Raw genomic sequence first — 14,677 nt, 5'->3', positions numbered from 1 at the left:
TCAAACCAAAAGAAGGATGTCCCTTTTTACTTCAAGGGACATCCTTCTTTTTAATATGTGCAAGGAAGGTTGCATGATTAGAAGATCTTCTTGGTTTCCCGATCATCCTTCAGGATCTCGACTGCCTCACGGAAACGAAGCGAATGCACAATCTCCCGTTCCCGCAGAAACTTCAGGCTATCCTGCAGATCCACATCATCCGTCAGATCAATTAACCATTGATATGTAGCCCTAGCCTTCTCTTCCGCAGCAATATCTTCATACAGATCTGCAATAGGGTCACCCTTTGCTTGGATGTAGGTTGCAGTGAAAGGTACACCTGCGGCATTACTGTAAAAGAGTGCCTTGTCATGGTTCACATAGTGAGCATCCAGGCCTGCCTTCTCCAGCTGTTCAATGGTTGCATCCTTGGTTAGTTTGTAGATCATTGTTGCGATCATCTCAAGATGGGCAAATTCCTCTGTAGCGATGTCATTCAACAGACCGATAATTTTGTCCGGAATGGTATATCGCTGATTCATATACCGAAGGGCTGCAGCTAGTTCCCCGTCTGCTCCACCATACTGTTCCATCAGCAATTTGGCCATATGAGGATCACATTTACTTACCCTAACGGGATATTGCAGCTTTTTTTCGTATACCCACATGTTGGACGATCCCTCCTTCAACGATTTAATCTGAGATGTGATCCAAATTCGAATAGTTTTTTCTTCCACTTCCCGGGTATCCGGATTCTGCACTTCCAGAAAACCCGGGTATAGTATGCTTTCGATATCAACTCAAACGTTCATTAAACCTGCCAAGGCCAGGGTGCCTCTGACCACTGCCAAGGATACTTGGAGAAGGCATGCCCAAAGTTCATGAGCGGTCCATACAGCTGCTGAAATTCATGGGCTACCCTCATCCGCTCCTGGCTAAACTTGTTATACTGTTCAATACTCTGATAGTCCCCCGGGTGAGTATCCAGATACAGATTCAGCTCCACCAGTACAAAATCCAAGGCTTGCAGTTCCTCCAGCAACTCATAATATCTGGCGTCACACGCTTTTGCTGTTTCAGGCTCCATCTGCTCCTACCTCCCTCCCCTTTGTTTTTTTGGATGTATAAGGACTGTATAGCGCAGGCCACAATGTTCCGAGTCTCAGCGCTTCTGCCGGACTATATTGGGGCCAGCCCATCGGCTGGAAAGGGATGAATAACTGTGGAGGAACAAGGTAGGTTTTAATTTCAATCGGTTTACACGGATCAAACGGCCCCACGAAAGGGGCATATGCGCGAAGCTGTGGATCGATCATTTCCAAACGCCTCCCTTCACTGATATGTGGTCACTCGTCGGTAGGCGACCAAAACCCTTGCTTTTCCCGTCTATTATCCATATGTCATCGTTCTTAAGTTAATCCCAAATCGGCTGAAAAAGCTTTCGGGATTTCTCAGGTTTTGTTCATTAACAAAAAAAAAGACCCTTGGTCACTCCCCACGGGAAGTGTTCCAAAGGTCACATTCATTTCATTATGGTAGTCCATGCACATCACTACTTGTCCGATTCGGGAACGTCCTGAGCCTCATCCAAAGCAGCAGCTTCTTCTTCAGAGACCGGGCTCTTATACACCTTGACTCGGGTAATTCGCAGCCGGGTGGATTCCTCCACTTCAAAAACATAGCCGTTCTGCACCCGTGTTTTACCTTTGGCTGGACTGCCTTCAAGCTCTTTGAACAACCAACCGCCAATGGTATCCACTTCTTCGTCATCAATGATGGCCCCGGTCCATTCATGAACTTCTTCAATGAGGGATCGTCCATCTATGGAGAAGGAATCACCGCTGCGCTCCATATGAGGTCGCTCATCCTCGAACTCATCGTATAGATCCCCTACGATCTCCTCCAGAATTTCCTCTGCCGTCAATAATCCGGCGGTGCCGCCATATTCGTCAACAACAAGGGTCATCTGGGAATGCTTTTTCTGCATCAGTTGAAGGACGTGGCTGATTTCCATGGATTCCGGAACGTTCAAGATGGGCCGCACAAGTGAAGCCAGGTCCTGCTGCTGTTCCGGGGCTGCCAAAAGCAGATCCGTAATATGGATAAATCCGATAATTTCGTCTTTATCCTCAACGGCAACAGGATAACGGGAATGCTTCGTTGCATTAATAATCTTCAGGTTCTCTTCCAAGGACAGATGGGTATACAGACAATCCATATCTGTACGTGGCAGCATGACTTCACGAGCAAGCATATCGGAGAAATCAAAGATGTTATCCATCAGTTTGATTTCATCCTTGTCAATGACGCCACTCTTTGCACTCTGCTTCATCAAGATTCGAAGTTCATCTTCAGAATGGGCTTCTCCTTCACTCGCAGGCTCTATCCCTGCTAATCGCAGCAGCGCATTGGCCGATGCATTGAGAATCCAGATGAATGGAAAAAATATTTTGTAGAACAGCAGAAGTGGTGCCGACAATAGCAGAGCCACGCCATCTGTTTTTTGAATAGCAAGCGACTTGGGTGCAAGTTCTCCAAGTACAATATGCAGAAACGTAATAATACAGAATCCGACGATAACGGAAACGGTAGAGATCAGTCCTGTATCCGCCACGCCCAGTTTGAACATAAGCGGCTCTACCAGTAATTCGGAAATGGCGGGTTCACCGAGCCAGCCAAGTCCCAGGGAGGTCAGGGTAATGCCGAACTGGGTTGCCGACAAGTAAGCATCCAGTTTTCCATTTACCTTCAGTGCATACCCAGCCAGCCGATTCCCCTCGCTCTGCAATTGAGTCAACCGGGTCTGTCTGACTTTAACCAGAGAAAATTCCGCTGCGACAAATACGCCATTCAAGAAGACGAGCAGAAAAACGCAAACCAAATTGAACACCAATTGCCCAAGATGAAATTCGGTATGAATATCCAAGTCAACACTCCCCTTTTTCTATCTATTTCAGGAATATACCTGGAATATCAGCGCCTAATTAGCGCGTAATTGCTTTTCTGGATTTGAAATCCACACCTTTATAATACATGTCCGCCACCAACAGGTTCGGGCCGCAGCAGGACGCAGCATCACAGTGACAGTTAACGGTCTGGTTAAGCGGATGCTCCGCTGACCATTCATGGAACACATCATCCAGCTTCCGATCCCGAATGTTGCCAAAGGCAGGGATGTCAGCAAAATCCGTAACGTACACATTGCCTGTAAACATGTTGACGTTAACGCGATTTCGACCATCTGGATCATTGCGTACGGTCACATTAGGCTCACTGTACAGGCGATTGATCAATTCCCGATCCTGGTCGGCCGCACTGCAAGCAAAGAATGGAAGTGTTCCGAACAACATCCACATGTCTTTGTCGCGCACATCCAGCAACCGATGAATGGCTGCACGCATATGGTCCAGAGACAGGACAGGTAATGTGGAAGCAAAATTCGAGTTATACATCGGATGTACTTCATGACGTACACACCCCATCTCCCGAATCAGTTGATGGATGCCCTCCAACTTATCATGAGTACGGAAATTAATCATGGATTCAGCAGAGATAAACATGCCTGCTTCACTCAGTTTGCGCGAATTTTCTATCATTTTCTCATACATTTTCACCGCTACTTCACGCTTGACAGGTCTGCCGCTGTTGGCAAAGCCGACTTGATGGAAATCATCGGCATCCAGGTAGTTGAATGAGATGTGCATCACATCAAGGTATGGCAGCAGTTTCTCGTAACGACTGAGATCAAGCGTCAGGTTGGAGTTGATCTGTGATCTTATGCCTCGCTCCTTGGCATATTTCAGCAGCGGGATGATCATTTCATCAACTGTCTTTTGACTGAAGCTTGGCTCACCACCTGTCAAACTGATGGTCTGCAGATGCTCCACTTCGTCCAGCCGCTTCAGCATTAGAGGCAGTGGCAGTGCGGGAGCTTCACGCATCGTGAGCATATCCCCTACAGCACAGTGCTCGCATCGCATATTGCACAGATGAGTCACGGTCATTTCAACACTGGTTAACACGTGGCGTCCATATGTACGCAAAGAGCCGATCGGATCCCATGGATCATTAGTCGGCGATAAAGGCATCGGTTCAACCGATCCTGAGTTTAGCATGGTCATTGTTCTTCACCTTATTCCTTTTATTAACCTAAAAAGTTTTATTTACATCATACTTCGGCATGATCTTTTTGGAGCTATCTTTTATCATAGCACAATTTCGAACGCTTCGGCATGAAGTGCTCTGTCCATTACATGACAAAAACGCCCATACAACTCCAGGCCAACCCGGCCCGGATATTGCTATGAGCGCAGTCTCCCTGCTGGCAATAACTTAACAGCGATCAAGAAAATTCATCACAGGAAGGTGTCTGAGGCACGCCCTCATCGCCTTCAACACCAGTAATCATAACCGATAGGGCTGTGGACAGATCTATTTCGTAAGGAGCCTTTAACATCTGTCCATCAGCATTCTTCAACACCCGTATCCGGGGCCGCTGCGGGATGCGTGAATCGATGGATGCAACGACGCCGACTTCCCCCGTACTCAGCGTCACAGATAGACCTACGGGATAAATTGCCACACAGTCACGGAATTTCTCCAGCATACGCTGTTCATACAACGAGCCAGATCCAGTATATAATACCTCCACCGCCTGATGAGGGAGCAATGACTTACGGTATATGCGATTACTCGTCATCGCGTCATAAGAGTCAGCCAGTGCAATCCACTTGGCATACTCATGAATTTGAGGACCCTTGAGGCCAAACGGATAGCCACTACCGTCGATTCGCTCATGGTGCTGCAGGGCACAATGTGCTGCCAGCAGCGGTATGCCAGGTTCATCTTTTAAAATACGATGTCCATATGTAGTATGCTGCTGAATGATTTTAAATTCCTCATCCGTCAATTTCGCTGGTTTATGCAAAACAACTGGATCAATCTGTGTCTTTCCTATATCATGCAGCAAGGCACCCAGTCCAATTTCCATCAGCTGCCGTCTGGAATACCCTGATGCGACGCCCAAAACCAGTGTGTACACACATACGTTCAAGGAGTGGTTGTACAGATCAAGATCACTGGAATTCATATCCATCAGCATGATCATTGCTTCCTTTTGACCACCGATGTCCTCCAAAATCGTACTCATCAGACCACTCAGCGCTTTGCCAAAATGCGGAATCCGGCTTTTGGTCTTCAAACCTGACATACTCTGAAACTGCTGCTTGATTTCTACCAGTGCCCTGCGTCTGGTTTCCTCCTGAAGCATATCGGGAACGATAATATCCTCTGTTGCTGCTTCCTTAATATATACGTAACCTACGCCGAGGTCTTTTAGACGTCTAATCAACCGCTCGGTCAGTTCCACATCTTCACTAAGCAGAACCAAACCCTCTTCGCTATAAATTCGTTTCCCCAGCTTCATGCCAGGCTGCAATAGGTTTATATGTACCAAACGCACAGCCTATCCTCTCCCGCTCCGTAGATGTAATTTCCACTAGCCGCCGCTTCAGCAGAAGGCAAGTACTCGTTAATTTCTTTCATGCCAGCGGGATCGCAGGCTATCATCCAACGCCCCTGGTCTTTTTAATTCGATCTCCAGCAGATCCCGTATAAATTCAGGAAGTCGGTATGCAATTTCGGTTCCCCGGGCTAACGAAGGGTATCCCACATTAAATGTAAACATGTCTAGTGTTCCGACCACGTATTCCTGTTCATCACCCATAGGCTTACCACCGACATATAATGCATTGATCTTTTGATATGGGGGACCCGCTGGATCATACTCCACCTCAATCCCATCCACACACAGCGTACCAAGTATTTTCCCGCGAAATCCAAATCCGATGATGGGCTTGTCCGTATACTCCTGAAGCAAAGACTGCTCCAGCGCTTCACGAATCTCTCTGCCTTTCAGCCTTATTGTACAAGCATTGATCGGAGAAGGACATAGGGAATGCAGCATTCCCTTGCTGATGTCCCCTTGCGGAAGTTCACCAAGGAGTTGACCCGCGTTAACCAGTGACAGCTCCGCTCCCGTGAAATGCCTTACTGCCTGCGCAAGCAGCGAAGCGAATGGTGATTCCTTCTCATATTTTATCGGAAGAGTTCGGTTAATTATTACAGCTGTCTGTCCAAGAGCTCGCTCTGCCTCCGTACGATGTGCGGCGATAGCCAGTGCAACCTTCTCATCCAGCATCTGATCCTTCAATGGAAAACAGCCACTACTAACCAGTCTAGGCTTGTTCGCACTGCTATCCCGCTCTAGCACGACTTTACCAAGCCACTGACCGAATTTTCCGGCTGCTCCCAGCACCGCATTCCCAATGACCAGAGGTTCCTCAAGCACATGGTGTGTGTGTCCGCCAAGAATAACGTCAATGCCCTCAATCTGCTCCGCGAGTTTCCGGTCCGTTGATAGACCCAGATGGGAGAGTATTATGACAATATCCACATTAGGGCGCAGCGCTTCAACTTGCTCACGCAGTGTTTCCACAGGGTCAAGCAGCTTCCATCCCAGCAAGTCGTAAAAAGCAGTAAACGGTGCAGTAGCTCCGAGCAAACCTATCCGAAAGGGTCCTTTATCCACAATAAGAGATGAGTTCATCCATATTGGAGGCAGACCAGTGGCCTCTTCCACAACATTTCCGCACACGACAGGACACAGTAGTCCCGAATAGGACTGTGCCAGCTGCTCCGGTGTAAATGTCAGTCCCTCGTTATTGCCAATCGTTATGGCATCATACCCCGTCAAATTAATCACATCAACGTTGGCTCCCCCAAGTGTCCCCTCTGTCTCTACGGCCATACGATCCATATGATCTCCGATATCCAGAACTAGAACGTTTTCGCTCCGTTCTCTCTCTTGTGCAATCATGGCGGCGATAGAGCTCATGGAACCAAAATGACTGTGGATGTCATTGGTGTGCAGAATGGTTAACGTTTGTTTTTCCTTGGTGCTCATCACACCGCCTCCTCTCAGTCCTTGCCTAACGTACATTCCTCTAATAGATAAGCATAACATTTTCCGCGTCGTTATGATATATTGAAAGGGTTTAGAGATAAAAAAGAGGTGACGCATAAGCATGATATTAACCATACAACTGTTTGCAGGTATTGCTGAACGCCTGGGCACGTCCCTGCTTGAATATGAATATACGGAAAGTCCTTTGACCGCAGCTCTTCTCAAAGAAAGCCTGGCACTCGCCTATCCAGAGGCTGCATCACAGATTCGAACGTCCTTTCTGGCAGTAAACCAGCAGTATGCTCCGGCCGATACCTTGATTAAGCCCGAAGATGAACTTGCCTTAATTCCCCCCGTTTCAGGAGGTGACGGTACTGAAGGGTCCGAGGATGAGCATAGGTCTTCACTCTCCGAACATCGTACTCCGGACGGTATGTTTATGATTACGAAGTCCCCCTTGTCTGTCGAAGCAACAACAGCTCTGGTCATAACCGCAAACCACGGGGCAGCACTGACTTTTGTAGGTACTACTCGTGAAATGACCGGGGAACAGCGAACGGTCCATCTGGAATATGAAGCTTATGTACCGATGGCACTTTCTCAGATGGCTACCATCGGAAGTGAAATCTCCGAGCGCTGGCCAGGTGTCAGATGTGCAATCAGCCACCGGATTGGTCAGGTTGACGTTGCAGAGATTAGTGTTATTATTGCCGTCTCCTCGCCTCACCGCAGTGATTGTTATGATGCCAGCCGCTACGCTATTGAAAGACTGAAACAAACGGTCCCGATCTGGAAAAAAGAAATATGGGACGATGGTTCTGAGTGGAAGGGGCATCAACTGGGACCCTGGAACCCCTTGGACAATTTATAAATAGTCATTCCACCTCTTGCAAGGCTAATTAAATTAGTAAATAAGTCGTTGTCAACCCATTTTTTTCTTGTTATTATAAGCATATATGTCGATATAAGTCGAGGAAAAGGTGGTTTATACGTGAGAGTGCATGTTACTGATCTTAAACCTGGTGATCTGTTAAAAAATGATGTATACAACAGTTCAGGTCTCCACATGCTGATGAAAGGTTCCTTACTCAGCGAAGATGATATTACCAAATTGCTGCAACATGGAATCGATTACGCAGATGTAGAACATACAACATCCGACCTACACTCTGATACGCAAACCATGCCTTCCGATCAGACCCGTCTGTTAACTACCTTGTTTGACGATACGATCAAAGGTACCGAATCTCTGTTTCAGCAAGCGATGGAGAAAGGGTTTATTGACGAAGCTCAGGTCGATGAAATTTTGATTAACCTGACAACTCAACTGGAGAAACAGAAGGATGTCGTTTCCCTTCTACTTATGCTTGACGGCGATAATGATTATACCTACAACCATTCATTGCAAGTGGGAATGCTCGCATTTTATATTGCTGGCTGGATGGGCTACAATCCTGAAGAATGCCTGACAGTAGCAAAAGCAGGTTATCTGCACGATATTGGAAAATCCAAAATTTCTCCTGAAATGCTACATAAACCGGGAAAACTAACCCCGGAAGAATTCGAAGAAATGAAGAAACATACGTTATATGGATATGAGATTGTTAAAGAGTCCACGCAGGACGAGATTCTGGCAACGGTCGCCCTTCAGCATCATGAGCGGGAGGACGGAAGCGGCTATCCTCATGGACTTAAAGGGAACGATATTCATCCGTATGCCCGTATTACGGCCGTAGCTGACGTGTACAGCGCCATGACAACCAACCGGGTATATCAGACCAAGCAGGAGTTAATCTCCGTGCTGTGCGAGCTTTACAGCCTGAGCTTTGGTCAACTAAATGGAGAAGCTACCCAGGAGCTTATCAAACATATGCTGCCCAATTTTATAGGAAAAAGGGTACTGCTCACCTCGGGGGAAACTGGCATCATCGTCATGAATAACCCTGCAGACTATTTCCGTCCGCTTGTTCAGACATCCACAGCCTTTATTGATTTAGCGAAAGAAAGAGATATCGCCATCGTTGAAATTTATATTCAATAGTTCCATGGTTTCGTAGCAGCACGTAGAAAATAGAAAATGAATGATGATGAAGAATTACACTACAAGAGCTTATCCTATGAAAGTAAAAAGGGAAGCCGATTTTTCGGCTTCCCTTTTGCTTTAATCAGGTTTGATGTGCGTATTAAACGCAGAATGCTTTAGTGATGATAACCAACAGAATGAACAATACCAAGATTGCGCCTACCGATGTGAATGGGTTGTATCCACCTACGCCGCCAACATTGCCACCACAACCATATCCTACCTCGCTCATGTGATTGCCTCCTCTTCATCAGGTATACCCTAACATATGATCTTGCAGGGTAAGCGAACCGGGCGAAATGGCAATATTCGATAAATGTTTTTTTGCCTGCTTCAATACGAATCGCAATCAGCACGCTGGCCCTTATTGTTTTCCCGAATCGGACGAGACCTGAATTCCTTTTTCCTTGCGATACATAATAACCAGCATTCTCCAGAAGTCGTAACTGCCTGTATCCGTCATGATATAAGAACGATAGTAATGATATGCTTCAGCTGCCCAAGGCGGACAGGGCATACTGGATAGATTCTTCTGCTGCGCGATCCAAGACGCCTGAGCTTCCAGCGTCTTCTCCATCGCTTCAAAAGCTTTCTTCTCTTCACTTGTCATCGGCAGAGCCTCCTGCTCTTCAGATGTGGAACCGAATTCCGCTTGCAAATATGCTCCAGGCTCAACCACTCCATCCACACTGGCTGTATACCCGTAAGACGGGGTACTCGCTTTGCGAATCTCATAATGGACATGGGGTCCGGTGCTCTGTCCTGTACTCCCTTGATTACCTAAGAGCTGACCTCGTTTCACTTGCTGACCTACCCTTACCGCAATTCGCGACAGATGGGCGTAACAATGCAGATACCCACGATGATCCTGGACAGCCACTGTAAGCCCATAACCGCCGAATCCGGATCCCGTAGCTCCTTCAGCGGCAAATTGTACGGTCCCTTCCATAAAGCCGTATACAGGGCCATTCCAAGGTTCTGTGACGAGGTCAATTCCCCGATGGAACGTTTGTCCACCATGAATGGGATGAATGCGATAACCAAACGAACTTGTAATGCGATATCCTACAAAAGGATTAAAGCTCATAGATTCACCATCCTTTTCTATCAATAGATGCAGCAATCTATGAAATCGCTTGTGCTGTTGAACCTATTTTATGCGAAAAACAGCGATTCAACCATCCGGGTTTCTGCCATACAAGTCCGTTTTTTCATATAAATCGGATTATTTTCGTGCTCAAAAAAACAAGGACCGGAGGAAATCCCCCGATCCTTGTGCATGCAGCAATTAACCAATGCTGCCTTCCATTTCGAATTTGATCAATCTGTTCATTTCTACCGCATATTCCATTGGCAATTCCTTAGTGAACGGCTCAATGAAGCCCATGATGATCATTTGTGTTGCTTCAGCTTCGGTCAGACCACGGCTCATCAGATAGAAGAGTTGGTCCTCAGATACTTTCGATACCGTAGCTTCATGCTCCAGCATAATGTTGTCATTCATGATTTCATTGTAAGGAATTGTATCCGATGTGGACTCATTATCCAAGATGAGCGTATCACATTTGATGTTGGACTTGGCACCTTCTGCTTGACGACCAAAGGAAGCCAGACCACGGTAGGTTACTTTACCACCATGCTTACTGATGGATTTGGATACAATCGTTGAAGTCGTGTCTGGAGCCAAGTGGATCATTTTCGCACCTGCATCCTGATGCTGATTTTTACCAGCTACAGCGATGGAAAGTACGGAACCTTTTGCACCACGGCCTTTCAGTACAACGGCTGGATATTTCATCGTCAGTTTGGAACCGATGTTACCATCGACCCATTCCATGGTTGCATTTTCTTCAGCAACTGCACGTTTGGTAACCAGGTTGTAGATGTTTGGTGCCCAGTTTTGGATCGTTGTGTAACGGACACGGGCATTTTTCTTACAGATGATCTCAACCACGGCACTGTGAAGTGAGTTCGTGCTGTAAATTGGAGCTGTACAGCCCTCAACATAGTGAACGAAGCTGTCTTCGTCTGCAATGATCAGTGTACGCTCGAATTGTCCCATATTCTCGGAGTTAATCCGGAAATAGGCTTGCAGAGGCACTTCACATTTAACGCCCTTAGGCACGTAGATGAAGCTTCCTCCGGACCATACGGCACTGTTCAGTGCTGCAAATTTGTTGTCCGCTGGCGGAATTACAGTAGCGAAGTATTCACGCAGGATTTCCGGGTGCTCTCTAAGAGCCGTATCGGTATCCATGAAGATTACGCCTTGATCTTCAAGTTCCTTTTGCATGTTGTGGTATACAACCTCAGATTCATACTGAGCCGATACCCCTGCAAGGAACTTTTGCTCTGCTTCAGGAATACCCAGTTTATCAAAGGTTTCCTTGATTTCGGAAGGTACCTCTTCCCATGTTTTTCCTTGTTTTTCAGAAGGACGAACATAGTACTGGATATCGTTGAAATCCAGCTCGTCGAGATCTCCGCCCCATTTTGGCATTGGCATTTTCTCGAATTGTTTCAGTGCTTTCAAACGGAACTCGAGCATCCACTCCGGTTCGTTTTTAATCCGGGAAATTTCGGTAACGACTTCTGCAGTCAGACCTTTGCCGGTTTGAAAGATGGATTTGTGCTCGTCGCGAAAACCATATTTATACTCTTCCATTTCTGGTGCTTTTTTAGCCATCTTGCTCTACCTCCCTATCGTTATTGTACATTGTCCTCTTCGTCAATCCCTTTGCGTAAAGCATTCCAGGCCAGAGTGGCACATTTGATGCGTGCAGGGAACTTGTTCACACCGGATAGGGCTTCGAGATCTTCATAATCGTCGAAATCGACTTCTTCCCCTTTCATCAGTGAGGAAAAACGGTCAGCCATATCGAGCGCCTGTTCCATCGATTTGCCTTTCACAGCATCGGTCATCATGGACGCCGACGACATGCTGATGGAACAGCCTTCACCCGTATACTTGGCTTCCTGGACGATTCCGTCTTTCAGTAAAAGCTGCAATGAAATCCGGTCGCCGCACGTAGGATTGTTCAAATTCACCGTGACAGCGTCATTATCAAACGTTCCGCGATTACGCGGATTTTTGTAGTGGTCCATTATAACACGCCGGTACAGATCATCAAGTTGCATCGCCAAAATACTCCTTTGTCTGAATTAAGGCGCTGACAAGCCGGTCCACATCTTGTTCATTATTATATAGATAGAAGCTGGCACGAGCTGTTGAGCTGACTTGCAGCCAGCGCATAAGCGGCTGGCAGCAGTGGTGTCCGGCACGAATGGCTACCCCACTCGCATCCAGTACAGTTGCCACATCATGTGGATGTACATCCCCCAGGTTGAAGGTGACCACACCAACATGACGTTTCGCTGGACCATAGATGGTCAGCCCGTCAATCTCTGCCATACGTTCTGTTGCATAAGCTGCCAATACACTTTCATGATGGGCAATCTCATCCATGCCAATCTGCTCCAGAAAATCGATGGCTGCACCCAGACCTACCGCACCTGCGATAATAGGGGTTCCGCCTTCGAATTTCCACGGAAGCTCTTTCCAATTGGATTCATAGAGACCAACCTCATCAATCATTTCACCGCCGAACTCAACCGGTTCCATGGACTCCAGCAGCGCCTTTTTGCCGTAAAGTGCACCGATTCCGGTTGGTCCGCACATTTTGTGACCAGACAATGCATAGAAATCACAGTCGAGATCCTGTACGTCCACCTTCATATGCGGAGTGCTCTGTGCGCCATCTACAACAATGACAGCGCCATTGCGGTGTGCAATTTCAGCAATTTGTTTTACCGGATGAATGACACCCATGACATTGGATACATATGCGATTGCTACAATTTTTGTTTTGTTCGTAATCGTCTTCTCCACATCTGCCAAATCGATATTGCCATCGGGCTGAAGGGGAATGTATTTCAATGTTGCACCTGTCTCCTTGGCTACCTGCTGCCAAGGAATTAGGTTGCTGTGATGTTCCATCGGTGTGATAACGATCTCGTCGCCTTCTTTGCAGACAGACCGACCGTAGGACGAAGCCACCAAATTGAGGGCTGTTGTTGTCCCACGGGTGAAAATGATCTCCTGTGTACGACGTGCGTTGATAAACTTGGCAACCTTCTCGCGTGCACCTTCATAGGCATCCGTAGCCCGGCTTCCAAGTGTATGCACACCGCGATGCACATTGGAGTTCTCAAATTCATAATAATGCTTAATCGCATTGATAACGGCCAGCGGCTTCTGGGAAGTTGCTGCGTTATCTAAATAGACGAGCGGGTGTCCGTTAATTTCCTGGTGGAGGATCGGGAACTGCTCGCGGATGGATGGGTTCATTGTCCCAGTTTCCGTTCAATAAGGGACTGCAATTGGGTACGCAGTGCTTCCAGAGGAATATCCGCCACCACCGGAGCCAGGAAGCCGTAAATAATCAGACGTTCAGCATCCGTACGGTTAATCCCGCGAGACATCAAGTAATGGATCTGTTCAGCATTGACTTGACCTACGGAAGCCGCGTGACCTGCTGTAACATCGTCCTCGTCGATCAGAAGGATTGGGTTGGCATCTCCGCGTGCTTTCGGGCTCAGCATCAGTACTTTCTCTGTTTGCTGACCGTCCGCTTTGGTTGCACCTTTCTCAATTTTCGTGATTCCGTTGATGATGGCAGAAGCTTCTTCACGCATAACTGCGCGAGTAATCATCTGGCTCGGCGTGTTTTTGCCGAAGTGACGAGCTTCTGTAGTGTAGTTGATTTTTTGGGATCCGGAACCAACAGCGATGACTTTCGAATCCGAGCTGGAGCCATTGCCTTTCAGCACGGACATCGTGTTGCTGGCTGTATCGCCGTTGTTCATTTCACCAACGATCCACTCGATTGTTCCATCGTTCTCAACCACTGCACGGCGGAAGGAAACATCAGTAACATTCGTAGATAGCTGATGAACAGACGCGAAACGTACTTTTGCACCGGATTTTACGAAGACTTCCACGACACCGTTATGGAAAACAGGTGCGGACAGTTCGCCGGAAACATAGTTGTCAACGTAAGTTACAGAGCTGTTCGCTTCAGCAACAACGAGGACATGAGGTGCAAAAGTTGCAGTTGCATCATCTGTGAGCAAAACAGCTTGAAGCGGAACTTCAATTTCCACATTTTTAGGAACATACAGGAATACTCCACCGTTCCAGAGAGCCGCATGCAGAGCGGCAAGGGAATGCTCATCTGCCTTCACAGCTGTGTTCAGGTAAGGTTTTACCAGATCGCCATGCTCGCGAACCGCAGTAGCCAGATCCGTGAAAATAACGCCTTTGGCTGCCAAATCAGCAGATACCTTGGAGTATACTGTGCCGGAATTGCGCTGGATAACCAGACTGCCTTCAGCTTGATCCTGAACGAGATCTTTAATCGAAGCAGGTACTTCTTCCAGAGAAGAAATAGCCTCACTTGCTTTATATGTGCCATATTCGCTGACATTCCAGCGTTCTATTTTTTGTTTTTCCAGTTTCGGAAGCGCAAGACCACTTGCAAGCTTAAGGGCTTCAAGCCGCTGCTCGGTCAACCAGCCGGGTTCGTTGTTACTTTCCGACAAGGCGCGAAGCGCTTCAGATTCAACCGGAAGAATTGTTTGTGTAGTCATCG

At 47.3% G+C, this 14,677-nt stretch carries 15 protein-coding genes; 2 read left to right on the top strand and 13 right to left on the bottom strand.

Features of this window, described 5'->3' with window-relative positions:
* Positions 1-77: 77 nt before the first annotated feature.
* From AC3RCI_RS09370 to AC3RCI_RS09340, 7 genes are all read right to left on the bottom strand, one after another.
* Entirely contained in the window at positions 78-647 is a 570-nt protein-coding gene (locus AC3RCI_RS09370) for a manganese catalase family protein (protein ID WP_110821050.1), read from the bottom strand.
* Between the two features lie 143 nt (positions 648-790).
* Positions 791-1,066, bottom strand: a complete 276-nt coding sequence (locus AC3RCI_RS09365; RefSeq protein WP_127536541.1) for a spore coat protein CotJB — start codon at positions 1,064-1,066, stop codon at positions 791-793.
* Complete coding sequence (locus tag AC3RCI_RS09360) at positions 1,056-1,295, bottom strand: spore coat associated protein CotJA (protein ID WP_095359029.1); 240 nt, start codon at positions 1,293-1,295, stop codon at positions 1,056-1,058. Before AC3RCI_RS09360 ends, AC3RCI_RS09365 begins: the two co-directional genes overlap by 11 nt.
* Positions 1,296-1,531: 236 nt before the next feature.
* Entirely contained in the window at positions 1,532-2,905 is a 1,374-nt protein-coding gene (locus AC3RCI_RS09355; protein ID WP_127536542.1) for a hemolysin family protein, read from the bottom strand.
* Between the two features lie 58 nt (positions 2,906-2,963).
* Positions 2,964-4,100, bottom strand: coding sequence for a radical SAM/CxCxxxxC motif protein YfkAB (gene yfkAB / locus AC3RCI_RS09350; protein WP_492528715.1), 1,137 nt, complete (start codon positions 4,098-4,100; stop codon positions 2,964-2,966).
* Between the two features lie 221 nt (positions 4,101-4,321).
* Positions 4,322-5,440, bottom strand: coding sequence for an HD-GYP domain-containing protein (locus AC3RCI_RS09345; RefSeq protein WP_492528713.1), 1,119 nt, complete (start codon positions 5,438-5,440; stop codon positions 4,322-4,324).
* A 69-nt stretch (positions 5,441-5,509) separates the two neighbouring features.
* On the bottom strand, positions 5,510-6,943 hold the full coding sequence (locus tag AC3RCI_RS09340) for a bifunctional metallophosphatase/5'-nucleotidase (protein WP_492528711.1): 1,434 nt from the start codon (positions 6,941-6,943) through the stop codon (positions 5,510-5,512).
* A gap of 121 nt (positions 6,944-7,064) precedes the next feature.
* Here AC3RCI_RS09340 and AC3RCI_RS09335 point away from each other — a divergent pair, with 121 nt between their 5' ends.
* Both AC3RCI_RS09335 and AC3RCI_RS09330 read left to right on the top strand, forming a co-directional pair.
* Complete coding sequence (locus AC3RCI_RS09335) at positions 7,065-7,814, top strand: molybdenum cofactor biosynthesis protein (RefSeq protein WP_492528709.1); 750 nt, start codon at positions 7,065-7,067, stop codon at positions 7,812-7,814.
* A gap of 120 nt (positions 7,815-7,934) precedes the next feature.
* A complete protein-coding gene (locus AC3RCI_RS09330; protein WP_154895940.1) occupies positions 7,935-8,984 on the top strand; it encodes an HD-GYP domain-containing protein in 1,050 nt (349 codons plus the stop codon).
* A gap of 142 nt (positions 8,985-9,126) precedes the next feature.
* Here the strand turns inward: AC3RCI_RS09330 and AC3RCI_RS09325 are convergent, their stop codons facing one another.
* From AC3RCI_RS09325 to sufD, 6 genes are all read right to left on the bottom strand, one after another.
* Positions 9,127-9,258, bottom strand: coding sequence for a YjcZ family sporulation protein (locus tag AC3RCI_RS09325; RefSeq protein ID WP_212676985.1), 132 nt, complete (start codon positions 9,256-9,258; stop codon positions 9,127-9,129).
* A gap of 132 nt (positions 9,259-9,390) precedes the next feature.
* Entirely contained in the window at positions 9,391-10,113 is a 723-nt protein-coding gene (locus tag AC3RCI_RS09320; RefSeq protein ID WP_492528707.1) for a M23 family metallopeptidase, read from the bottom strand.
* Positions 10,114-10,314: 201 nt separating this feature from the next.
* The gene (sufB, locus tag AC3RCI_RS09315; RefSeq protein ID WP_095288223.1) at positions 10,315-11,712 is read right to left on the bottom strand and encodes a Fe-S cluster assembly protein SufB; all 1,398 of its coding nucleotides are present in this window, start codon (positions 11,710-11,712) and stop codon (positions 10,315-10,317) included.
* 20 nt (positions 11,713-11,732) lie between these two features.
* Positions 11,733-12,164: a Fe-S cluster assembly sulfur transfer protein SufU gene (gene sufU, locus AC3RCI_RS09310; RefSeq protein WP_127536547.1), complete on the bottom strand. Its 432-nt coding sequence runs from the start codon at positions 12,162-12,164 to the stop codon at positions 11,733-11,735.
* Positions 12,154-13,374: a cysteine desulfurase gene (locus tag AC3RCI_RS09305; protein WP_336779404.1), complete on the bottom strand. Its 1,221-nt coding sequence runs from the start codon at positions 13,372-13,374 to the stop codon at positions 12,154-12,156. Before AC3RCI_RS09305 ends, sufU begins: the two co-directional genes overlap by 11 nt.
* The gene (gene sufD, locus AC3RCI_RS09300; protein ID WP_154895938.1) at positions 13,371-14,675 is read right to left on the bottom strand and encodes a Fe-S cluster assembly protein SufD; all 1,305 of its coding nucleotides are present in this window, start codon (positions 14,673-14,675) and stop codon (positions 13,371-13,373) included. Before sufD ends, AC3RCI_RS09305 begins: the two co-directional genes overlap by 4 nt.
* Positions 14,676-14,677: the final 2 nt, after the last annotated feature.

The sequence above is a fragment of the Paenibacillus sp. MT124 genome, from assembly GCF_058792755.1.
Note: the sequence above shows the minus strand (reverse complement) of the source record. Positions and strands in the feature narration are given on the sequence as shown.

Coding starts and splice junctions, on each gene's coding strand:
- AC3RCI_RS09360 (WP_095359029.1), bottom strand. CDS start 1,295: ATGATCGATCCACAGCTTCGCGCATATGCCCCTTTCGTGGGGCCGTTT.
- AC3RCI_RS09320 (WP_492528707.1), bottom strand. CDS start 10,113: ATGAGCTTTAATCCTTTTGTAGGATATCGCATTACAAGTTCGTTTGGT.
- AC3RCI_RS09340 (WP_492528711.1), bottom strand. CDS start 6,943: ATGAGCACCAAGGAAAAACAAACGTTAACCATTCTGCACACCAATGAC.
- AC3RCI_RS09370 (WP_110821050.1), bottom strand. CDS start 647: ATGTGGGTATACGAAAAAAAGCTGCAATATCCCGTTAGGGTAAGTAAA.
- sufU (WP_127536547.1), bottom strand. CDS start 12,164: ATGCAACTTGATGATCTGTACCGGCGTGTTATAATGGACCACTACAAA.
- sufD (WP_154895938.1), bottom strand. CDS start 14,675: ATGACTACACAAACAATTCTTCCGGTTGAATCTGAAGCGCTTCGCGCC.
- AC3RCI_RS09335 (WP_492528709.1), top strand. CDS start 7,065: ATGATATTAACCATACAACTGTTTGCAGGTATTGCTGAACGCCTGGGC.
- AC3RCI_RS09365 (WP_127536541.1), bottom strand. CDS start 1,066: ATGGAGCCTGAAACAGCAAAAGCGTGTGACGCCAGATATTATGAGTTG.
- sufB (WP_095288223.1), bottom strand. CDS start 11,712: ATGGCTAAAAAAGCACCAGAAATGGAAGAGTATAAATATGGTTTTCGC.
- AC3RCI_RS09305 (WP_336779404.1), bottom strand. CDS start 13,374: ATGAACCCATCCATCCGCGAGCAGTTCCCGATCCTCCACCAGGAAATT.
- AC3RCI_RS09325 (WP_212676985.1), bottom strand. CDS start 9,258: ATGAGCGAGGTAGGATATGGTTGTGGTGGCAATGTTGGCGGCGTAGGT.
- yfkAB (WP_492528715.1), bottom strand. CDS start 4,100: ATGACCATGCTAAACTCAGGATCGGTTGAACCGATGCCTTTATCGCCG.